The following is a 22,780-nucleotide window of genomic DNA, read 5'->3' on the forward strand; positions in this document are numbered from 1 at the left end:
TGCCTTAGACTGGGAAAATTATGATTGTGCAAAAATTTGACGGGATCGTTCAGGGCTTGACCCTAAGGCTTTCTCTGAACAAGTCAAGCAAATAGTTACCTCTGGAGTCTCTCTCCGCCAAGCCATGAATTACTTGAATCAATGAGTCTCCTGGTGGACGCAAACAGCAAAATCTTAGACAAAGCATGAATTATTAACCTGGTTTATTGAGGCATGTTGGGACACATCTTTGGTAGATGTTGCAACGACGTTACTCCATAGCCTCGACCAAGCATCTAAAGGTCGAGCTAATGAGAGTTGCTTAGCAGCAAGCCAGGTTCTTGTTTTTGCTGCGGCTCAATAATATTTGCTTTAGCGTCTTCAACAAGCCGACAAACGGCAACCAAATCTGCGCCGATGTCCAACGGCACGTTCCGCCTCGCCACCGCGATGAACCATCCAAAGGGACCAGCGCACCGCGGGCTTTTATCTAATGCAAAATCAGAACCCAGACCAGCAGCAAGTTTCCCACCAGCGAAAGCAGACTCCACCTTGCTGGTAGCCCAATTATAAAAGATAATTCCCCGCTTAAACTCCTTAAAATCTGTGGGTAAAGGGCTGAATCGACAGCCTTCCGCACAAATTTGCTGTAAAAGCCACATTTCCTCGCCTTAAGTAGTACCCACTCCTTCACGCCAATCAGTGTACGCTTTGTTCCATTCATTATTTTGTTTTGCTTCCTCATACATTCTAATATTTTTTCTATAAGCATTTATAAGGTTAAATGAAGTGCCACTATCCTGGTAAGATATCCCATGGTGTTCATAGTGAACCCCTTGCCGATGAAGTGGACAATGGAATAGTTTTGCTATCAATCGATGCTCAGCATCACTCGAGCGACGACTGGAGTTATTCTCCATGGCATCAAAAGATGCTTTAAATGCATCAAATAATTGCTTCTCTTCATCTGATTTTTAATGTTTGCCTCGAGTGGCCTAATCGTTTTGGTATCGCGATTCGCATAGTAGAAATGAATTTCTTTATTCTCGTGTTGGTAATAAAAAAGCCCATCGACATTTTCAAGTAATGGGACGGTGATTTCTTTTCTTGAACCACTATATAGGGTAACGATTTGTTTAAATTGAGTTATCCCTTTGAAATCCTCAGAAGCCACCGCGTGTGGGTCTCGGGATAATTTAATTAAATCAGCGCCACCAAAACCAAGCTCTTTCGTTTGATTTTGAGCTATAGCTTTAAACTGTTCTGGAATTAAAGGCATCAGTTGCTGCTTCATGCCCACATCACAAAGAAATAGGATGAGTTGCCAGGCAGATACATCATAAAAGGTGCGCTCTCTTGGGTCGGTGATAGTTCCCTTTTGGAATAACGCTTCTAGGTTACGTCCAGCGATAAATTTTAATGTTGCCAAATCCCCTTGCACCACACAAGACCTCGCCTTCATTGGTTCTAAATAGGGTTTGAATAAGTTATGGGTAGTAATGGAAGATTTGAATAAATTTAATACATCCGTTACAGAGGAGGAGTGAGCGATTATATTTCCACCAGCATCACAAGGTAAGTGCCCAAACTTATTCTCTGCATCTCTTGCTATTAGTGTGCCTTATCTTCTTTACTGCTTGCCATACTTACACCGGGTTATTATCGCATAATGATGAAGTATTTTATCATTAAAATTAAACTAACTGAAAATAAAATACGCAATTACATGCACAATGTGAGTGTGTTTGTTCAAGATACATTGTATTAGGCATTACTGCCTAATACGGAATAAGAATATCAAGCTATTTCTTTTTCAGGATAAGCTTGTGCTGTCGTTTGTGTGAGATCCAATAATTCCCTTATCGCAACAAAGAACATAGTGTAATTCAACACTGAGCTGGATTTTAAGTCAGATAAAATATGATGCCAACGCTCAATTAACGCAGTATGAGACTCTCCCCATGCTGTCAGGCGAACGCTCACATTAGAGTTCTCACCATCATAATTCAACAAACCATCAGTCAATTGACGTTGTTGCCAATCTAAATCATCCCGTAAGGCTTCTCTAGATAAAGATTCCCAATGGTTTTCAGTAGGATGTTGAATAATTTGCTTTCTAATCCACGCAAGATCCAGATATTCACCAATACCGAAATAAACCTCAGCAACTTGTGATACTTTCATATTACGATAATTAGCAATCTCAACAATATCAGTAGCTGAGAATAAAGCGCGAGTTACAGTTAATTCATGAGCCAGGCCTGGTGGAATGCCCTCGTTAATCAATTGCTGATAATGCTCTTCATACCGTACACGACGTTCTTCAGTTAAAATTGCTGGAATCGACATTTTCAATTCATTAACACCTTGTGAATACAAATTTACAATCTCAGCAATATCAACTGAACGACGTTGGGTACGTAAGAACCAACGAGTAATACGTCGTGAAAGTCGAACATAGAACATCATCATTTCGATTTGTCTTTTTGCATTAATCTTAGTACCCAGTTCTTCAATTTGCTTCCAAACTGACTCCAAACCTAGAACAGTACGAGTAATCATATACGCTCGAACAATTGCAGAAACAGGTGCTCCAGTTTCATCTTGTAATCGATAAATGAAGGTAAAGCCCATTTCATTTACAATGATATTGCTTAACTTGGTAGCAATAATTTCACGCTTCAGAGGATGATCTTGCATTTGCTTGCTGAATCGCTCTTGCAAAGGTTTTGGGAACGAACTGACTAAAAATTGTTCCATATAACGTTCTTCAGGTACATTAGAAGCCAAGATTTGCTCTTTTAAAATTGACTTACTGTAGCACATCAATACTGCAATTCCTGGACGGCCAAGCCCTTGTCCCATTAATTTACGCTCTTGCAGCGCTTTATCATCTGGTAAGAATTCTAAAGCGCGGTCGATTTTACTCGTCCGCTCTAGCTCTTTAATATAACGACTTTGTAACTCCAGGCCTTGTAATGCTTGCGATGCAGATAAACTAATCGCACGAGTTTGCAAGAAGTTGTCGCGCAATACTAACTTACTGACTTCATCTGTCATTTCACCAAGCAATTCGTTTCTTTGTTTTGGTGTCAAATCACCTACTGCCACAATACTGTTCAACAAGATCTTGATATTAACTTCTTTATCAGAGCAGTTTACCCCGCCAGAATTATCAATAAAGTCAGTATAAACCATACCACCATTGAGGCTGTACTCAACACGAGCTAATTGCGTTAATCCTAAGTTACCGCCTTCACCAATAACTTTACAACACAATTGTTTCGCATTGACACGAGTTGAATCATTAGTACGATCTCCCACACTGGCATTGGACTCAGTACTGGCTTTTACATAAGTACCAATCCCTCCACTCCACAGCAAATCTACTTTTGCTTTGAGAATGGTTTTAATAAGCTCATTAGGCTCAATTTCATTTTGCTTAATACCAAATACTTCTTGCATTTCTTTGCTTACAGGAATGGATTTAGCATTACGGTTAAATACGCCTCCTCCTTTAGAAATGAGCTTTTTATCATAATCAGTCCAGTTAGAACGTGGTAAATGGAATAAACGCTCTCTTTCTTTAAATGACAATTCTGCATTTGGATTAGGGTCAACAAAAATATGTATGTGGTTGAATGCGCCAATTAATTTAATGTGCTTCGACAACAACATACCATTACCAAACACGTCTCCAGCCATGTCACCAATACCAATAACAGTAAAGTCATTGTTTTGGATGTCTATATCTAATTCATAGAAATGACGCTTTACTGATTCCCAAGCACCTTTGGCAGTAATACCCATCTTCTTGTGATCGTATCCAACAGAACCACCTGATGCAAAGGCATCTCCCAACCAAAAGTTGTATTCTAAAGAAATAGCATTTGCCAAATCAGAGAAAGTTGCCGTACCTTTATCCGCAGCAACTACTAAGTACGGATCGTCTTCATCGTAGCAAACTACATTTTCTGGTTTAACAATACGACCTTCAACGTAATTATCGGTAACATCCAGAAGAGCACGAATAAATAATTGATAACAACTAATACCTTCGGTCATGACTTCTTCACGTGTTGCATTAAGCTCAATCCTTTTAGGTACAAAACCTCCTTTAGCACCAGACGGAACAATAACGGAATTTTTCACTTGTTGTGCTTTCATCAACCCAAGGATTTCAGTACGAAAATCTTCACGACGATCAGACCAGCGTAAGCCTCCACGCGCCACTTTACCACAGCGTAAATGCACCCCTTCAAATCGTGGAGAATACACAAAAATTTCAAACATAGGGTAAGGCTTAGGCAAGCCGGGAATTATTTTACTGTTTAGCTTAATTGAAATATAATTCTTTAGATTACCGCTCTTATCAACTTGATAAAAGTTTGTACGTAATGTAGCAGTAATGGCATGAATATATTGTCTGATGATCTTATCTTCATCTAAATTTGCGACTTGATCAAGATCTGCCAGGACTTCTTCGGAAAGAGAAATAAAATGCTCTTCACGATGAAGATCTTCAGCAGGATTACAACGGATTTCAAAAAGTTGTACTAATTTTTTGGCAATATGAATATTGTTATTTAAAGCCTTTTCCATATATTCCTGGCTAAAGATAAAACCAATTTGCTTAAAATACTTGGCATAGGTACGTAAAATAGCAACTTCACGCCAATCCAATCCCGCAGCTAATACGAGCTGATTAAACCCGTCATTTTCTGCATCGCCAAACCAAACGCGAGCAAAAGCGTTTTGAAAAAGCTCTTTAATATCATCTAATTCAAATTCAAACTCACGAGTATACTGCATTGCAAAGTCGTTAACCCAAGTTACAGACCCATCCTCAAACTTAAGCGGATAAGGACGCTCACTAATCGCGCGTAAGCCAAGATTTTCCAGGATAGGTAGTACATCAGATAATGGAATAGTTGTATTATGTTGATACACTTTTAATCTGAAATTATTATCTGACTCATCAAGCGGTTTGTAGAAATTAATTCCCAAAGGCTCTTTTGGGCCTAACATCTCAATATGACGAATATCATAAACTGCTGTTCTTGCACTAAAAGTATCACAATAAGCTACTGGAAATACACCGCGATAACGTGCAAATAAGCCATTTGCTTGCTCTTCACCATAAGCTTCATACAAATGATATTGTAAGTCATCAGTCCAAGAGCGACCAGCTTCAATTAATCTCATTTCAATTTCTTTAAGATCATATTCAGGACAATTTTCTGGATCTAACTTAATAATAAAGTGAATACGCGCCAAAACCGATTCAGTAAACTGAGTTGTATATGTGATGTCTACCGCATTGAAACTCTCTTCAAAAATCTTTTTCATTGCCATTCTTAACTCAGTATTGACACGCTCTTTAGGCACATATACCAAGCAAGATACAAAGCGGCGGTACACATCCATACGTGCAAACAAACGAATACGTTTTCTGTCTTGCATGTAGAAAATACCCATTGCAATTTCTAATAACTCTTCTTCTGTTCCTTGAATTAAATCATCACGTGGTAAGGTTTCTAAGATATTTAATAAAACCTTTCCTGAATGGCTGCGCGGATTTAAACGGGAATTTTCCATAATTAATGCTACTTTTCGGCGTAAAAATGGAATTTGTTTGGGGTTGGTATGATAAGCAGCGGAAGTATATAAACCGATGATGCGACGCTCACCAATTACCTTACCTTCGGAATTAAAGCGTTTAATACCAATGTAATCCGTGTATGCATCACGATGCACACTGGCTAAGGTATTCGTTTTGGACATGATTAAAATACGGGGCGATAATGTAAATTCACGCGCTTCAGGAGCCATTGCAGAAATACTACGAGTCATTGATTTAGTTACGCTTTCACGTAAAAGTCCTAAACCCGTTTCAGGAATTGCTTGCAATAAGGTTTCCTTTCCTTTTTCTACCAATTCATAATCTCTTATACCTAGGAATGTGAAATGATGATCTTCAATCCAATTTAAAAATGCTTTAGTTTCCTCTACTTCACTGGCATCAAGCACTGATGCAATTTTGTCGATTTCAACAATTGCCTCTCTCACTTCAGCACGCATTTTATCCCAATCGTCAAAAACAACCGTATTATCTTTAATTGCGTGCTCACAGCCTTTATGCAATTCTTCAAGAATTTTAGGATCGGTTTGGCGATCGATTTCTATAAACACAGGAGCTTCATGAATAATATCTTTAGATTCACTCACTTGATCACGGGGTAAGAGCTCACAAACACGATTATTTTTATCACGCTTAACGCGAATACCGCCCATGTGAATAGTTAAATGGGAAGAAAGGCCCATTCGATGAATTACCAACCGAAGAGAATCAACCAAAAATGGCATGTCATCACAAATTACTTCAATGACAGTATGTGTGGTTTGCCAACCATGTCGTTCAAAATCTGGATTATAAATTCTAATTTTTGTTTCATGCGGAGCACGTTCGCTGATTAGAGACCAAAAATTAACTACTGCCCCGTACAGATCATCTATCTCCCATGCACTTAAATCTTCCATGGCGACAGTTCCATATAATTGCTTGGCAAATTCGGCACAATATTTAGCTTGCTCGCCTTCCATAGATTTTTTTATTCTATCGGCAATGGCGTCGATTAATACCCATTTACCCTCTTCAAATTTATATGACATTGCTTACCCCGTCAATTTTGCTTTTCTACAACCAGTTATTGCCTGTATCTATTTATTTGAATCACTAATAGCTACAGTTTTAGTATTCACAAATTCTAATATGCCTTCTTTTGATAATTCACGGCCATAACCTGAATGCTTTATTCCACCAAAAGGTAACCGTGGATCAGAAGCAACGAATGCATTCACAAAACAAACACCGGAGTCTATTTCGTAAGTAGCAATCCGCTCCCCTTTTTCCAAGTCCTGTGTAAACACTGCTGCGCCCAAACCATATTGGCTTTGATTTGCATAGGTTATGGCTTCCTGTTCATCATTAGCATTAATGATCGCAATAACAGGACCAAATAACTCTTCATCAAAGGCCGGCATGCCGGGTTTTACCTGGGTGAGTAATGTTGGCGGATAAAAAAAACCTTGGCCAGAAGGAATTATACCACCTAGCAATAATTTAGCACCTTGTTTAAGTGATTTTTCTACTTGTTTATGCACAGTTTCTCTCAAATCAGCACGAGCAAGTGGTCCAAGATTTGTAGTTGAGTCTAAAGGATTACCCATTTTAAAGGAAGAAATAAGCTCTTTTACCTTATCAATTAACTGATTGGCGACCGAGGCTAATACAATAATACGCTTAGCAGCAATACATACTTGTCCAGAATTATTTAAACGAGAATTGACAATGCATTGTGCAGCTAAATCTAAATCGGCATCGTCTAGTATAAGGTAGGGATCACTACCACCAAGCTCAAGCATGGATTTTTTCAAAAACTTTCCTGCTTGTGAGGCTACTGCGGTACCCGCTCGTTCACTCCCCGTAAGCGTCACAGCAACAACTCGTGGATGGGCAATAACTTGAGCAGCTCCCTCATTATCAATGATTAGATGCTGAAACAAATAATTCGGAAAACCTGCTTCTTTAAATAATTCTTCAATGCGATTACCGGTCCCAAAAGAGATAGGCGCATGTTTCAAAATTGCAGCATTTCCAGCCATTATGGTCGGAGCAGCAAAACGAAATACCTGCCAAAATGGAAAATTCCAAGGCATAATTGCAAAGACAACTCCCAAGGGGAGATGACAAACTGTAGCCTTTTTCATTTCAGTTTGAATCATTCGTGACTGCAGATAGGACTCGGCATATTCCGCATAGTGTTCACAAACCCAAGCACATTTATCGATTTCCGCCTTCCCTGCAGTAATAGGTTTTCCCATTTCCTTTGCCATAAGAAAGGATAATTCTTCTTTTGTTTCTTTAAGAAGATGAGCCAAATTCTGCATTAATTTTTTTCTTTTAGCAAAAGAACTATGCTTCCATTTCACAAAGGCCTGGTGCCCTTCTTCAATTTTTTTACTAGCCTCAGATTCATTGAGGTACTCATAACTTTGAATTACTTGTTCAGTTGCTGGATTTATTGTTTGAATTTTCATTTAATTCACCATGCGAAATTTATATTTTATTAAAATTATCAACTTTTCTTGCGCACTACTTTTGATTATTGATACTATTTTTATATTTTTACTAGGTACTCCCTATGTTCTATGATAAAGAATAGCCATTAATCAATACGTTAATTATATTTAATAGCCATTAACACTAGGATAATTAATGAACTTAAGCAAACCTCATTTTCAACCGTTACAGTATCTTGCAGCATGGTCGGTGCATATATTTACTGCGAGTGCTGCCTGTATTGGTGTTTTTACTCTAGAGAAAATATACCAGCATGAGTATATTTTCGCGCTATGGCTTATGGCGATTACTGTGTTTATTGATGCGGTAGATGGCAGTCTTGCCCGTCTGGTTCGCATTAAAGAAGTACTCCCAAAAATTGATGGTGCTTTACTAGATAATATTGTTGACTATGTCAATTACGTGATTACACCTTGCTTTTTCTTATTAGTAAAGCCAAACATGCTTCCATCTGGTTGGTCTATTTTTATTATTTCTGCGATTACAATCACCTCATCGTATCAATTTTGCCAAGCAGATGCCAAAACAGCAGATCATTTTTTTAAAGGATTCCCTTGCTATTGGAACATTACTATTTTCTACATGATTCTGTTTAATACTTCAGCAACTGCAAATGCTATTATATTAAGCATACTTTCTGTTTTGATTTTTGTACCGGTTAAATATGTATATCCTTCTCGGCTGGATTATCTAACTGATTCACATACATTAAAGATACTGATGCATTGTTGCTCTATTATTTATGGTATTAGTTCAATTTGTCTACTGATTAATTACCCAGAAACGAATAATGTCTGGCTTTCCTTATCAATGGCATATGTGGGCATGTATCTATATTTAAGTTTTTACAGGACTTATTACCCAATGATTCGAGCAAAAATTGCTGCAAATAAAGAATAATCTTTCTTTTTTATTTTGTAGCCCATGGACTTTGATTTTTTTATGATTAAAATAGCACGCCAATTTTACTTATTGAGGTAATTATGTCACGGTTTAATCGTATTCATACATCCATTGTGTGCTCCGCACTTTTAATCAGCAGTGCACATGCATTAAACTCATTCCCACGAGGATGTGAAGTTACAGGTTTTGCATACAGCCAAAACTATCTAATATTAAATGATACTGGTAAACAAGCTTATTATTTAATACAAAATCATTCAGATTCGCGTATTGAATTAGAACATCAAGCGTCTGAAGAAGCATTCATGAGTCCGCCATTGCATGCAACCTTGGATTCAATGAACTGGGGAGCTTTTGCTTCTGACATTAAGAATTTAAATTTCCGTTGCTATAAACATATTGGAGAAGGTACCTCTCCAGTAGATTGCCGTGATGTTTTAGATGTATGCCAATATCCACGTGCTCGCTTCGCATTAAGTAACATGGGTAATTATTGGGTTAGCTTCAACAAATCACAAAGTGGAATAATTCAAGAATCAGTAGCTAAAGGAATTTATCTCAAATGGTGATCTGTGCTTAATATTTATGAAAATAAATATATAGTCTTAGGAATCATAGGGGCTCTCATTGTGCTATACGGAACAACACAATGGCCCCCACAACCATATTACATTATCGGTGCTACAGCATTATTAGCAGTGGCAATCCATTACCGTCTTCTTTATTATGTAGCTCTTGAACTTATTCTCATCGCAGGCCATACAGCTATTATCTTGGGCCATGGTCCTTATATTCAAATAGCCTTACCTATTCTTTTATGTTTACAACTGTTAATTTTTTATCTGATATTGAATAAAGACAAAAGCCTTATTTTATTTTTGGGGATCTGCGGCATTGCATTGCTTTCTTTAGGTTTTGCCGATGATAATCAATGGTTATTTTTTACTGGTGGTGCTTTCATTGCTCTTTATTCTTATTACAGTGGATACAAAGGCCAGTATCCAGCCTATATCTGGGCAATTCTCAACACTATTTTTTCATTTTTATCGTTTTATAAACTGTTTATTTTATAAGATATAAATTGCTCACAAAAACTTACCAAAGACCTTCTATACTCTAATTGCTTTATATGAAAAATAGGCTTTAATTACAGGAATGGGGCAAAAGCGACATAGACTACTCTAAATAGTCCTTAATTTAATCATATCGACCTAAATCAAAAAAATTATCTCTAAATAAATCGCGCATATTTTCACCTGTTAAACGACCAATAAACCATATTATATAAGGCGTCAATTATTTATATCTCGTGCTTAAACTAATCGCATAAAATGTAATTAATTAATCGAGCGTGCTTCTTGCAAAACTAATCGTATAACACTCATTCTACGCTTAGTTTGCTATCAACCCATCGTATAATTAGTCCTACTGTGGTAGATTATCTCTTCAAAATCTAATCGTATAATTATTAATGACTAAAAATACCTATATTGAAAACTATATCTCCTATCAAAAATCGACTGATAAATCGCCTGCCACCTTGACAAGTTATCGAAGCGATTTAATCCAATTTGCCATTTGGTTTGAATCAATCAATGGTGTAGAAATGAAACTGCTTAACATTACGCCCACCGATGCGCGCCAGTACAAACAGTATTTGATAGATGAAGGTCTCAGGCCTCCAACGATTAACCGCCGATTATTATCGCTAAAATATTTTTTGGAGTGGGGATGGGATACGAAAAAAATAAAATTCCGATTTCCCTTGCCAAAGACTAAAGGCAACATTAGACAACAAGACAATGAATTCTGATCAAAAATTAATTAGATAGATGATTTTTTGAATAAAGAAAATTCCATGTATGGAAATATGACCCCTGCTGAGCTTCTAACTATTCAACGGTCTTCTATAGGAATAAAATTTTTGGAAAATGTACTTCATGTATTAACACTGGGCTGTTACTCACGAATCACTAAAGGAACATTTGTGTTTTGGAAAACTCATGGAGAATTAACTGTTGATGCCATTCAAGAGATTAGTCATAGCGTAAAGATTAACACTGACGAATACTAGACAATGATAGTGAAGTAAGGTCACAGCGGACTTTTTCATATGTTCTGACCTTACTTTCAGCATAAAATTATTTTTTTAACATTTGCTGCTGTAACTGACTAATTTGTTGTTGAAAATTGGCCTGTAACGTTTTTGATTGAGTTTGAAGTTGTGTATTTAAATCCTGTATCTGTTTTTGCACTCGATCATTTAATTGCTTCATTTGCGTTTGAAATTCAGCATTAAGTTTATCGAATTGCTGCTGCTGATTCGTTCTTGTGTTATTAATTTGCGTTTGCAGAGTTGTATAAACTTGTTGAATTTGCTGCGCTGTATCACCATGCAACTGCACTGCATCCGCAAAAGAAAATGTATGATAAAAACATAAGATTGTTAAAAGAATTTTTTTGTTCATTTGATTTAAAAGTTAATGAATTTTAATTACTTTATATTAACTTATGTTTAAATTCAATATTTATATACTTAATAAACTATTAAAATTCTTAACATATAATAGTATTGCTGTGCTGTCCTCGCGAAAGAGCACGCCTATGGAAAAGACAGAGCTCTAACTCAATCTTAAAAAGAAAACCCGTATTAGAAACCTAATACGGGTTCAAATCATATAAGCGACTATAACTTATTTAGCCGGAACAATCTCAACTTGAAGATTAGCAATAATATCACTATGAACATGGACTTCAATAACAAAGTTACCAATTGAGTGTAAAGAGCCTTCTGGCATAACGATTTCACGTTTGCTAACGTCAACCCCTTTCTCAATCAATGCATCTTTAATTTCATTGATACCAACAGAACCGTACAGTTTCCCTTCGTCACTTGCCATTGCACTAATCACTAAAGTAATGTCGTTTAACTTGGCAGCACGTTGTTCTGCTGTGGCGAAAGATTGTTGTGCTTTCTTTTCAAGTTCGGCACGATGCTCTTCAAACATCTCAATATTTGGAGGTGTCGCGAACACAGCTTTATTTTGTGGAATCAAGTAATTACGACCATAGCCTGCTTTAACAATTACTTTATCACCCAGATTTCCTAAGTTTCTCACTTTTTCTAATAAGATCACTTCCATCTTATATAACCCCTTAAATTAACTCTCTCACCCGTTCTGGGAGATACGCTCTAAAATTAAATAAACTGTCTGCTGCCCCTAAAATGATGTAGGCAAATAATATAAAAGTCGGTTTTAATAAGATGAGTAAAAATAATAAAATAAATACTCTAACCTGACTTTTACGCGCACAAATAAAATAAGCCAAACCAAATCCTGATGCTAAGAAATAGCTTAGCACTATAGGAAGAATATTTATGGTTAGAGGCATTTCATAATAACTACCTAAGGAAGCTCCTATAAGTACTAATACGGAAAGCCTGCCGCAACGGAATGCTAAAAGTTCATTTTTAAACCCACCTGACACAAACAACTTCGCTTGGATTGAACGGGCAAACATTAAGGAAATTGTTCCAGAAACAATTGCACTTAATATCTGGATTCCAAAAAACAATTGTGCCAAATTAACCGAACCTATGCTATCCATGCCACTATCAACAAATTCCTGATATTGTATCAACACTGATTTGAATTGCTCAAACTGAGCGAGAATAAATTCAGGGGCAAATTGCTGAATCAATAAACATCCTATCAAGGCTTGTATAAAAAAAACACCTAAAGCAAACTGCCATCTTTCTGTTTTTCGCAAAACTAGCGCTGCGAAATAACAAGGAAAATAGGCGATTGCAGTATTTATTAATGCACCGGATATTGGTAGTAACATCATTAACGGCACAGAATGAATCACGAGCGCTGGCAACAAAACGTCAAAACCTGAACGAGCACCTTTTCTTAAAGTAACCAAACTCATCAAAGCCACAGAAAGCCATGATGCAAATGGTAAAATAGAAAAGAGGACAGCATAAATGATTGCTCGCTGTTTATTCTCAAGCAAAACTTTACAATGTCTTGTTATAAAGTCACCCGTACGCATCATTTACTAACCGTGGCTATCACAATAAGGCAATAAACCTAAAAATCGAGCATGCTTAATTGCCTTAGCTAATGCTCTTTGGAAACTTGCTGGCGTACCAGTAATACGGCTAGGTACAATTTTTCCAGATTCAGAAATATAATTTTTTAAAAAGTTTACGTCTTTGTAATCAATCTCAGCGCTACCTTCAGCATTAAAGTTGCGCATTTTTTTTCTACGAAAATAAGCGGACATTTATACACTCCTATTAGGCTGTTCTGACTTCTTTTTCTTTCTTCATTAACACTGATTCAGTTGTAATCGCGTGCTTTTTCAGAGTAATTAAATTTCTTAAAATTGCATCATTATATTTAAATGCATTTTTAATTTCTTCAAGCGCTTCAAGAGAGGACTCAATATTCATCAGAATATAGTGAGCTTTATGCACATCATTCATTGAATAAGCCAACTGACGACGGCCTATGTCTTCTTTACGGTGAATTTTACCGTTATGCTTGGTAATGATCCCTTCATAGCGCTCAACCATTGCTGGCACTTGCTCGCTTTGATCAGGGTGCACAAGAAACATAATTTCATAATGTCTCATAGTTTCTCCTTATGGATTAAGCCTTCCGCTGTATAATGAAAGTCGGTAAGGCAAGGTTTAAAAAAAGCTGCTAATTGTAACTCTTTTAACCTCTCATGACAATGATAAAACGTAATTATTTCTGTCGACAGTATGATTCAACTAAAATTAATTTTTTTTTATCAAATTCATGCAAATTATTAGTGACAAGCGTCTATAAATTAAGGTAACGTTCGCCAATATCTTTGATATTCAAAGCGTTTATAATAAAAAGAAAGAGGGTTTTAGATGGATATTGTTTCACTTCACTTTGAAGAACCTTTAATGATTAACATAGATAATACTATTGTTAAAATTTTAGCATTCAAAACGCAAGAGCACGGAAACATAAAATTTGGCGTAGAAGCTCCTAGATCAATAAACGTGCATCGTGAAGAAATTTTTCATGCAATTAAGCAAAAACAATTATTAGAAACAACTGAATAACTTCTTAATAATAAATGCGCTCACTACCATCCCGATATATTATATTACTTTCCGGATTGATTTTATTCTTTTCACTATTTATTTTTTTTATAAATTGCATGATGTATCATTATCGAGGAAATAACTATTTCCCCGATAATGTGCCTTTACTAGCACTCATTTTGGTTTTGTTTTATCTAGGGTTAACGTTAATCTTTGCGAAACACAGTAAACCTTGTCTTATAGGTCGAGAGTTACTGTACTTTTTTTGCATTATGTCCGTGATTGCCTTCGCAACCAATGCAATACAATTAACTCCTTTTACTCCAATTGACAAGCAAATTACTTGGCTTGAAAAAATGGTGCATATTGATATGGACCGTATCGTTCGTTGGACCAATCTATACCCCCGATTTAAAAATTTTTTGGGTATTATTTATGATAATTTAACTTATCAAATGAGCATTATTCCTTTGTTGGTTATACTGACCTGTCGTTTCCATTTGCTACGCGAGTATTATTTTCTTTTGCTGTGTACGACTTTAATAGGTTTTTCCTTTTATTATTTCTTTCCAACAACAGCTCCTGCCAGTATGTCTAATGGCGCATACTTTTCCACAGCTCAAATAGCTACCGGTTTAAAATTTCAACAAATTCACCATCATATTATACCAACCACTAATGATGGTGGGCTAATTGCTTTACCTTCTTTTCATGTGATTTGGGCGATGCTCTGTGTTTATTTAATTAGAGAATGGAAAATTGCTTGTGTTCTTTTAGCAATACTCAATCTTTTTTTAATCGCTTCGTGTGTTTTACTAGGCTGGCACTATCCTACGGATCTTATCGGTAGTGCAATTGTATTAATAATTAGCTTTTATCTGTTGCAAAAATGCAAAAATAACTTGGGTTAATAACATGCTAACCCAAGTTATCCTCGATACTCAAAAATTACAAACTTTCATCTACTTTAAAACGTTCACCATACTTCAATTCCATGGCTTTAAATAATTTTTCCAGATTATTCTTGCCAAGATCTTTAGCATAGTTCATTGGCCCTCCGCGAAATGGAGCAAACCCAGTAGCGAAAATCATACCTGCATCAAGCAAGTCTGAATCAGCAACAACGCTCTCACGTAAACAAGCAGCAGACTCATTCACCATTCTAAGAATTAGGCGATCGGCAATATGTTGATCCTTAACGGTTATAGGGCTTTTCTTAATTGGCTTGCCATTTTTATATTGATAAAAACCTTCCCCAGTTTTACGGCCCAACTTACCTGCTTTAACCATATCACGTAGTTTTTGTGGTACGGTACCACCAAAGTGAGTGGTTAAGTTTTCTGCTACGGCCAAACACACATCCATCCCCACTGTATCAGCAAGCTCAACAGGCCCCATAAACATACCAAACTCTAAAGCAGATTCATCAATGGTTTCTGCGCTATAACCTTCATCAAGTAATTGCACACACTCCATTAAATAAGGCATTAATACTCTATTCACTAAGAACCCTGGGCTTGATTTTACTGGCAATGGCAATTTGCCAATTTGGTTTACAAATGCACATGATGCTTGCGTCATTTTGTTTGCCGTCTTAGCACTACTCACGATTTCAACTAAATCCATTTTTGCTACTGGATTAAAAAAGTGAATACCAACAAGACGCGTGGGATCACTCATCACACTGCTCATTTCATCCAATGGAATACTGGAGGTATTAGTAGCGATGATGGCATCTTTTTTCGCTTTGCTTTCTATACTTTTCATAATTTCTTGCTTCACAGCAAGATTTTCAAAAACTGCCTCAATAATCACATCTGCCTTCGCAATTCCATTTCCCTCTGGATCAGGAATCAAATTATCCATAGCAGCTTGAATTAAACGTGGCTTACGTAATTTTTTCTTGTACAATGCATAAGCGCGTCCAATCGCAGGGGCAATTCGCTCATAGGATTGATCTTGCAAAGTCACACGCAAACCACGCAATGCACACCAAGCAGCAATATCCCCGCCCATAACACCTGCACCAATTACATGTACCTGAGTTGCTTTAAAGTCACTCTCTTTTGCAAAAGATTTCAAACGCTCACGCAGCTCAAAAGCACGAATCAAATTTCGTGAAGTGCTTCCTAGAGTCACTAAATGCTCTACGGAATCAATTTCTTTTAAATAGGCACGATCCCCTATGCCACCTTCTTTTTCCCATAAATCAACGATGGCATAAGGAGCAGGATAGTGTTCTTTGCGCACACGCTTAGCAATATTCTTACGCATTAATGCAGCAAGTGGTTTTCGCAACCAAGCCGAATTGGTAAGGCCTTGTATAAATGAAGGCGTATGAGGTGATGGTTTGTTTTTAATAAAATAGACTGCTGCACGTTTTAATTGACGAACAGGCACTACATCATCAACCATACCTAATGCTTTAGCTTTTGTAGCAACAAGACCACTACCGGTTAACATGACTTGTGATAAAGCATTAAAACCACCAATTAATTGAGGCAAACGCACAGTTCCACCCCAACCTGGGTGAATACCTAACAATACTTCAGGTAATCCAATACGTGTATCTTTCTCATCAGAAGCAATACGATAGGTGCAAGATAGAGCTAACTCAAAGCCACCACCTAAGCAAAAACCATCAATCATCGCCACGGTTGGAATACCTAATGTCTGCAAACGTGCATACACCGCTTGTCCTTTACGTAGAAAATCTACTGCTTGTACAGGTGTTTCAAATTTAGAAAATAAACTAACATCCGCTCCAGCGATAAAACCTTTAGCTTTTACAGAATAAATGACGAGGCCAATAGCATTTTTGTCTTGAGCAATTTCATGAAGAAAGCTATTGAGCTCATCTAAAATTTCTTCATTTATGCTATTAACACTGGTATCTTTGCGATCAAGACCTAACCATAAAATATTATCGTGATCTCTTTTTAAATTCCAATTTTTGTAATTACTCATGTCCTTTTACCTCAGTCACACGTTCTAAATACATCGCTCCCCCTTGCCCCCCACCAATGCAAATAGAGGCCATTCCTCGCGACTCATTTCTTTGCTCTAGTGATTTCAACACATGAAGGACTATACGCGCCCCGCTTGAGCCAACAGGGTGCCCTATTGCGATAGCGCCACCGTCACGATTTAATTTATCTATTGCCGGCGCACCTAACGCTTTATCGAGCCCAAATTGGGTTTTACAATACTCATCATCATTCCATGCCGCAAGACAACCAAGCACTTGTGCTGCAAATGCCTCATTGATTTCCCAACAATCAAAATCATTAGGTTGTAAACCATGGCGCTGCATGATGGGAGTTGCGGCATGCACTGGCCCAAGTCCCATTTGAGAAGGGTCAAGCGCGGCCCATTGTGAATCGACAATACGGCCTATTATTTTCAAACCATATTTCTTAATGGCTTCGGCACTTGCTAACAATAATAAACAGGCACCGTCAGTCACTTGCGAACTATTTCCAGCAGTTACCATACCGTATTTTTTATCAAAATAGGGTTTTAATTTGGCTAGTTTTTCTAAAGTTGAATCAGGGCGCATACCATCATCTTGTGCATGAATATGGCCTTTACTATCAATGATAGGAGTTACTTCTGACATGCTATTTTCTGCGTACGCTTTTGCCAATCTTAAATGGCTTTGTAATGCAAACTCATCCATTTGCTGGCGAGTAATATTGAAACGATAAGCAATTTTTTCGGCAGTTTGTCCCATATTCAAACCAACAATAGGATCGGTTAGACCACGAAGCAAGGCAATGACAGGCACCAGATATGTAGGACGAAATTTAGTCATGAGAGCGAATTTTTGGCCAACGCTCTTTGCACCATACCAATTAGCTAACCAGGAAACCATTTTTTCATTAAATAATAAGGGAGCATGGCTCATTGCTTCAGTGCCTCCAGCAAGAATCAGGTCACTACGACCACTGCTGATTTCTAAAGCAGCGTTGTCTATGGCCTGCATCCCTGAAGCACAATTACGCATTACCGTAAATGCAGGAACTTCATCGCCACACCCTAGACGTAAAGCCACCACACGTGCGATATTTGCCTCATCAGGACCAGGCATTGCACTGCCAATAATTACTCCATCTAAATCCGAAGGTGAAATCGGTTGGCGATTTAATAAAGCCATTCCTGCAGCAACTGCCAAATCAGATCCACTAAAAGGGCCTAATCCTTTGGCTTTAAGATATGGAGTACGGTTTCCATCAACAACATATACATCCCGACCACTTAAATTCGATTTCTGCTTCATTGAGCCTCCTTTATAATTATTTTTGAGAATGACAATGGCTTGATTTTAATAGTGTTTAAGAGTAGCAGCAAACGTAATAATATGGAAACTATTAAATTTTTGTAAAACTAAGAATAACAAAATAGAGTATTCACATGCATGTGATATTCCAAGACTATGCCCCTGCAGCGCTTGCAAAAGATAGTCTTTCTGCACTATATTTATATACCTAAGTAATTCAAATTTTTGTTGTTATGTCCATGGTTGAGGAAGATCAAAAAGCAATGACCCACCACGTCAAGCTATCCCGAAAATTAATCGCCGCACGAAATGATAAGCAAGCCGCTTTTCTTGATGCAATTGATAAACATGATATCATTTTTGCTGTAGGCCCAGCAGGAACAGGAAAAACCTATCTTGCGGTTTCTAAAGCAATTCAATGCTTTGAAAAAGGTGAAGTACAACGGCTCATTTTTGTAAGACCTGCTGTGGAAGCAGGAGAAAAACTTGGATTTCTACCTGGGGATTTAGTTGAAAAAGTATTGCCCTATTTAAGGCCTATTTATGATGCTTTGTATGAAATGATTGGTTTTAAAGAAACACAAAAATTAATTCAAAGTGACATTATTGAAGTATTGCCTTTGGCATTTATGCGCGGCCGTACTTTAAATGAATCATTTATCATTCTTGATGAAGCGCAAAATACTACAATGATGCAAATGAAAATGTTTTTAACACGCATGGGTTTTGGTTCAAAAACCGTGATCACCGGTGATATGACCCAAGTTGACCTTCCGCGGGGTATTGATTCAGGGTTAGCCAATGCAGTAGGATTATTTAAAAACATACCCGAGATCAGTATTCATAAATTTACTAGTCGTGAAGTAGTAAGACATCCACTAGTATCAAAAATAGTTGACTGTTATGAGCATGAACCATTTGGGAAAAAGAAATACTTATGACTTATTATATTGATATTCAAAATGCAACTAACTCACCTCTTGCTATACAAGAAGAGGAAATTACTCGTTTAGCTTCTTTAGCTTTACGCAATCATCAACAAGATGCTGAACTCACTGTACGCTTTGTTGATACTGAAGAAATCACTCATTTAAATCGCACTTACAGAAAACAGGATAAACCAACGAATGTATTGGCCTTTCCTAGCGAGCTTCCAGAGGAAATAGAACTTGAATGCCCCTTTTTAGGTGATGTTGTTATTTGTCCTGAAGTCGTGGTTACAGAAAGCCAGGAGTTAAATAAGGCTTTGAACGCGCATTGGTCCTTAATATTAATCCATGGAATTCTCCATTTATTAGGGTATGATCATATTAAAGATGAAGATGCTGTTGTAATGCAGGCAGTAGAAATCAAATTGTTATCTGAATTAGGTTATGCTAATCCGTATGACGCAGAGGGTAATCAACTTGGGTAAAGAGGAAGAAAATAGTTCGTGGCTTGCTAAATTAAAGTACTTTCTACAAGGTGAGCCACAAAATCAAGAAGAACTGGTTAGTTTATTAAGAGATGCACAAATACGCTCCCTTATTAACTCAGAAACATTAGCCATGATTGAAGGAGCTATTCTTTTCTCAAAGATGCGCGTTCGTGACATTATGTTACCTAAAAACCAAATGGTTTGTATTAAAGAAAATGAGCATCTAAGCGATATTATAAAAACAGTCACTCAGACAGGACATTCACGATTTCCTGTACTTGATGAACATGGTGAAGAAGTGATTGGCATCTTACATGCCAAAGATTTACTACGTTATCAAACTAATAATACAGATGATTTATTAGATATCTGCCGCCAAGTAACTTTTGTGCCTGAAAGCAGGCGGCTTGATAGCTTACTTAGCGAGTTTCGTAGCAATAAGAACCATATGGCCATTGTGGTTGATGAATATGGCGAAGTTTCAGGATTTGTTACTATTGAAGACATCATTGAGCAAATTATTGGCGATATTGAAGATGAATTTGATATTGACGAAGATGCCTATATTAAAGCTCATGAGAATGGACATTATATTGTAAAAGCTCATACTCCTATTGATGAATTTAATGAACAACTCCATACTAATTTTAGTGATGAAACTTATGATACTATTGGTGGCATTGTGATGAATAGCTTTGGTCATTTACCCACCCGTGGGGAAAGCATCACTATAGGCTCTTTAGAATTTAAAATTATTAATGCAGATGCACGTAGAATTAAACTGATGGAATGCATAGAAAAAAAATAACTGGGTGAGTCAACAGACCCTAATTATATTGGCTCGGAATAGTAAAAATATAAACAGTCTTTAAAAGCAAGGCATATATATGACTGGCAATATTCTAGTAATTGATGATGATACCGAACTTACTGACTTATTAGCTCAATATTTGGAAGCTGAAAGCTTTCAAGTAGTTTGTGTGCATGATGGTGAAAATGGTGTAAAAAAAGCATTAAATCAACCTTTTGATGCCATTATCCTTGACGTAATGTTGCCCAAATTAAATGGTTTTGAGGTATTAAAAGCCATTAGGGAGCATTTAGAAACACCTGTTTTAATGTTAACTGCTCGTGGTGACGACATTGATCGTATTGTGGGTTTGGAAATTGGCGCTGATGATTACTTGCCTAAACCTTGTAATCCACGCGAATTAGTTGCACGTCTGCGCGCGATTTTACGCCGAACCCAAAAAATTCCTGCTGTAAAACCCATTATTGAACGACACAATATCATCGTTGATTGCTCCAAACGTCATGTCACCATGAATGGTAATTATTTAGAACTTACCAATGCCGAATTCAACATCCTAGAAATGTTAATTAAATCCCCAGGGCAGGCATTTTCAAAAGAAGAATTAACAGAATATGCTCTAGGTAGAAAATATACCGCTTACGACCGCAGTATTGACGTCCACATCAGTAATCTAAGAAATAAACTGGGAGATAACCCTCATGGAGAACCTATTGTCAAAACCGTAAGAGGCTTTGGGTATCTGTTTAATGCGTAGTTTATACTGGAAAATTTTTCTCTCTTTTTGGCTAGCAACGATACTGATTATCTTTACCACTGCGTGGGTTATTAGCCATGTTGCTCAAAAAACTTCTCTTCCTGCCCAGGAACAATTATTTATGGATAGCTATGCCAATGCAGCAGTTGCTACTTTTGAATCTGGAGAACATACAGCATTGCTGAAATGGCTCAATAAAATTGGCATTTCCAGACATATGACCATGTACTTATTATCCAGTACCGGTGAGATTATTGGTACAGAGGCCCCTCCTGATAATGTTAAGAAAGTAGCTGAAAATTTGTTAAAAGATCAATTAAGTGAAGGGATTCTAAAGTCTGGAAAACTTATCGTCAGTCATGAAATTCTTTCAACTTCAGGCAAATTTTATCGACTAGCAGCTGTAAGTGAAAAACCATTATCCCATTTTGTTGGCATCCCTTGGGCCGGTCTAGCAATACGCCTCATTTTTGCAGTATTTATTAGTGGTTTAATTTGTTATTTGCTCTCCTTATATCTTACTCGCCCTCTACGCTCACTACGTATGGCAGCAAAATCAATTGCTACAGGTAATCTCAATACTCGTGTAGGGCAATTACGAGGCCATCGTAAGGATGAGATAGCTGAGTTAAGCGATGAGTTTGACCGCATGGCTGAGCAATTAGAAGCGATAATCAATTCTAAAGAGCGTTTATTACAAGATATTTCCCATGAATTACGTTCACCACTTGCACGCCTACAAATTGCCATTGAGTTAGGTAGAAATAAAACAAAAAATGGAGCTAAAACCGAATTTGAGCGCATGGAACTCGAATGTTCTCGTTTAAATTACCTCATCAGTGAAATTTTAGATTTTGCTCGTTTGGATAAATCAACTACTGATTTACATCTTAGTTTTACAGACATGCCAACACTACTTCATGAGGTCATTAAGGATGCAAATTATGAGTCTGGTAATACAACACGGGTAAAGGCAAGCACCATAGAACCTTGCCAATTATTAATTGATCAACGCTTAATATACCGAGCAATTGAAAATATAGTCCGAAATGCCCTCCATTATTCACCCATTTCAGAACAAGTACTGGTTTCATTGTATTATGATGCAACAAAAGAATATGTGTTCATTGATATTAATGATAAAGGGCCAGGTGTCCCTAAAGAGCAATTAGAAAAAATCTTTAATCCCTTTTACCGCGTAGATACTTCACGAGAAAAGAAAACAGGCGGTTATGGTCTAGGTCTGGCAATAGCCTTTCGTGCAGTTCAGCTTCATTTAGGGGAGATTATCGCGCAAAATAATAAAGATAGGGGTTTATTAGTACGGATTATCCTGAAAAATACCATAAATCATAAAAATAACAATGAAGTTAATATAAAAACAAATAAAGTATATTAAGAA

The 22,780-nt window shown here is 37.1% G+C and carries 24 protein-coding genes; 12 read left to right on the forward strand and 12 right to left on the reverse strand.

What is annotated here, in order from left to right:
* Positions 1-287 precede the first annotated feature (287 nt).
* From QM652_RS03490 to QM652_RS03510, 5 genes are all read right to left on the reverse strand, one after another.
* A complete protein-coding gene (locus tag QM652_RS03490; protein WP_415072924.1) occupies positions 288-530 on the reverse strand; it encodes a hypothetical protein in 243 nt (80 codons plus the stop codon).
* Positions 531-650: 120 nt separating this feature from the next.
* A complete protein-coding gene (locus QM652_RS03495) occupies positions 651-854 on the reverse strand; it encodes a hypothetical protein (protein ID WP_415072925.1) in 204 nt (67 codons plus the stop codon).
* Positions 851-1,423 (reverse strand): hypothetical protein, encoded by a 573-nt coding sequence (locus tag QM652_RS03500; RefSeq protein WP_415072926.1) that lies wholly within the window; start codon positions 1,421-1,423, stop codon positions 851-853. The genes QM652_RS03495 and QM652_RS03500 overlap by 4 nt, the downstream gene beginning before the upstream one ends.
* Positions 1,424-1,776: 353 nt before the next feature.
* Complete coding sequence (locus QM652_RS03505; protein WP_415072927.1) at positions 1,777-6,651, reverse strand: NAD-glutamate dehydrogenase; 4,875 nt, start codon at positions 6,649-6,651, stop codon at positions 1,777-1,779.
* A 48-nt stretch (positions 6,652-6,699) separates the two neighbouring features.
* Positions 6,700-8,079: an NAD-dependent succinate-semialdehyde dehydrogenase gene (locus QM652_RS03510; protein ID WP_415072928.1), complete on the reverse strand. Its 1,380-nt coding sequence runs from the start codon at positions 8,077-8,079 to the stop codon at positions 6,700-6,702.
* Positions 8,080-8,257: 178 nt separating this feature from the next.
* Here QM652_RS03510 and pcsA point away from each other — a divergent pair, with 178 nt between their 5' ends.
* The 5 genes from pcsA (at position 8,258) to QM652_RS03535 (ending at position 11,099) form a co-directional block, all read left to right on the forward strand.
* On the forward strand, positions 8,258-9,022 hold the full coding sequence (gene pcsA, locus QM652_RS03515) for a phosphatidylcholine synthase (protein WP_415072929.1): 765 nt from the start codon (positions 8,258-8,260) through the stop codon (positions 9,020-9,022).
* A gap of 83 nt (positions 9,023-9,105) precedes the next feature.
* The gene (locus QM652_RS03520) at positions 9,106-9,594 is read left to right on the forward strand and encodes an enhanced entry protein EnhB (RefSeq protein ID WP_415072930.1); all 489 of its coding nucleotides are present in this window, start codon (positions 9,106-9,108) and stop codon (positions 9,592-9,594) included.
* A gap of 60 nt (positions 9,595-9,654) precedes the next feature.
* A complete protein-coding gene (locus QM652_RS03525; RefSeq protein ID WP_415072932.1) occupies positions 9,655-10,098 on the forward strand; it encodes a hypothetical protein in 444 nt (147 codons plus the stop codon).
* Between the two features lie 398 nt (positions 10,099-10,496).
* Complete coding sequence (locus QM652_RS03530; RefSeq protein ID WP_415072934.1) at positions 10,497-10,838, forward strand: site-specific integrase; 342 nt, start codon at positions 10,497-10,499, stop codon at positions 10,836-10,838.
* A gap of 45 nt (positions 10,839-10,883) precedes the next feature.
* Positions 10,884-11,099: a hypothetical protein gene (locus QM652_RS03535; protein ID WP_415072936.1), complete on the forward strand. Its 216-nt coding sequence runs from the start codon at positions 10,884-10,886 to the stop codon at positions 11,097-11,099.
* A 67-nt stretch (positions 11,100-11,166) separates the two neighbouring features.
* Here the strand turns inward: QM652_RS03535 and QM652_RS03540 are convergent, their stop codons facing one another.
* From QM652_RS03540 to rpsF, 5 genes are all read right to left on the reverse strand, one after another.
* Positions 11,167-11,493, reverse strand: a complete 327-nt coding sequence (locus QM652_RS03540; protein ID WP_415072938.1) for a hypothetical protein — start codon at positions 11,491-11,493, stop codon at positions 11,167-11,169.
* A 225-nt stretch (positions 11,494-11,718) separates the two neighbouring features.
* On the reverse strand, positions 11,719-12,168 hold the full coding sequence (rplI, locus tag QM652_RS03545; protein WP_415072940.1) for a 50S ribosomal protein L9: 450 nt from the start codon (positions 12,166-12,168) through the stop codon (positions 11,719-11,721).
* Between the two features lie 13 nt (positions 12,169-12,181).
* Complete coding sequence (locus QM652_RS03550) at positions 12,182-13,084, reverse strand: hypothetical protein (protein WP_415072942.1); 903 nt, start codon at positions 13,082-13,084, stop codon at positions 12,182-12,184.
* Between the two features lie 3 nt (positions 13,085-13,087).
* Positions 13,088-13,315: a 30S ribosomal protein S18 gene (gene rpsR / locus QM652_RS03555; RefSeq protein WP_415072944.1), complete on the reverse strand. Its 228-nt coding sequence runs from the start codon at positions 13,313-13,315 to the stop codon at positions 13,088-13,090.
* Positions 13,316-13,328: 13 nt separating this feature from the next.
* On the reverse strand, positions 13,329-13,667 hold the full coding sequence (gene rpsF / locus QM652_RS03560; RefSeq protein WP_415072946.1) for a 30S ribosomal protein S6: 339 nt from the start codon (positions 13,665-13,667) through the stop codon (positions 13,329-13,331).
* A gap of 267 nt (positions 13,668-13,934) precedes the next feature.
* Here rpsF and QM652_RS03565 point away from each other — a divergent pair, with 267 nt between their 5' ends.
* On the forward strand, positions 13,935-14,132 hold the full coding sequence (locus QM652_RS03565; RefSeq protein WP_415072948.1) for a carbon storage regulator: 198 nt from the start codon (positions 13,935-13,937) through the stop codon (positions 14,130-14,132).
* Positions 14,133-14,146: 14 nt separating this feature from the next.
* Positions 14,147-15,025 carry a phosphatase PAP2 family protein gene (locus QM652_RS03570; protein ID WP_415072950.1) on the forward strand — a complete coding sequence of 293 codons (879 nt, stop codon included), beginning with the start codon at positions 14,147-14,149 and terminating at the stop codon, positions 15,023-15,025.
* Between the two features lie 37 nt (positions 15,026-15,062).
* On the opposite strand, the gene QM652_RS03575 is transcribed toward QM652_RS03570, so the two are convergent.
* On the reverse strand, positions 15,063-17,081 hold the full coding sequence (locus QM652_RS03575; protein WP_415072951.1) for a 3-hydroxyacyl-CoA dehydrogenase NAD-binding domain-containing protein: 2,019 nt from the start codon (positions 17,079-17,081) through the stop codon (positions 15,063-15,065).
* Positions 17,074-18,393, reverse strand: a complete 1,320-nt coding sequence (locus QM652_RS03580) for an acetyl-CoA C-acetyltransferase (RefSeq protein ID WP_415072953.1) — start codon at positions 18,391-18,393, stop codon at positions 17,074-17,076. The genes QM652_RS03575 and QM652_RS03580 overlap by 8 nt, the downstream gene beginning before the upstream one ends.
* Before the next feature lie 239 nt (positions 18,394-18,632).
* On the opposite strand from QM652_RS03580, the gene QM652_RS03585 reads away from it, so the two are divergent.
* From QM652_RS03585 to cpxA, 5 genes are all read left to right on the forward strand, one after another.
* A complete protein-coding gene (locus tag QM652_RS03585; RefSeq protein WP_415072955.1) occupies positions 18,633-19,334 on the forward strand; it encodes a PhoH family protein in 702 nt (233 codons plus the stop codon).
* On the forward strand, positions 19,331-19,807 hold the full coding sequence (gene ybeY, locus QM652_RS03590) for an rRNA maturation RNase YbeY (protein ID WP_415072957.1): 477 nt from the start codon (positions 19,331-19,333) through the stop codon (positions 19,805-19,807). The genes QM652_RS03585 and ybeY overlap by 4 nt, the downstream gene beginning before the upstream one ends.
* Positions 19,779-20,618 carry an HlyC/CorC family transporter gene (locus QM652_RS03595; protein WP_415072959.1) on the forward strand — a complete coding sequence of 280 codons (840 nt, stop codon included), beginning with the start codon at positions 19,779-19,781 and terminating at the stop codon, positions 20,616-20,618. Before ybeY ends, QM652_RS03595 begins: the two co-directional genes overlap by 29 nt.
* 79 nt (positions 20,619-20,697) lie before the next feature.
* Positions 20,698-21,378 (forward strand): two-component system response regulator CpxR, encoded by a 681-nt coding sequence (gene cpxR / locus QM652_RS03600; protein ID WP_415072961.1) that lies wholly within the window; start codon positions 20,698-20,700, stop codon positions 21,376-21,378.
* Complete coding sequence (gene cpxA, locus QM652_RS03605) at positions 21,371-22,777, forward strand: two-component system sensor histidine kinase CpxA (protein ID WP_415072963.1); 1,407 nt, start codon at positions 21,371-21,373, stop codon at positions 22,775-22,777. Before cpxR ends, cpxA begins: the two co-directional genes overlap by 8 nt.
* Positions 22,778-22,780 lie beyond the last annotated feature (3 nt).

The organism is Legionella sp., assembly GCF_047605385.1.
In the GTDB taxonomy this organism is placed as follows: Bacteria; Pseudomonadota; Gammaproteobacteria; order Legionellales; family Legionellaceae; genus Legionella.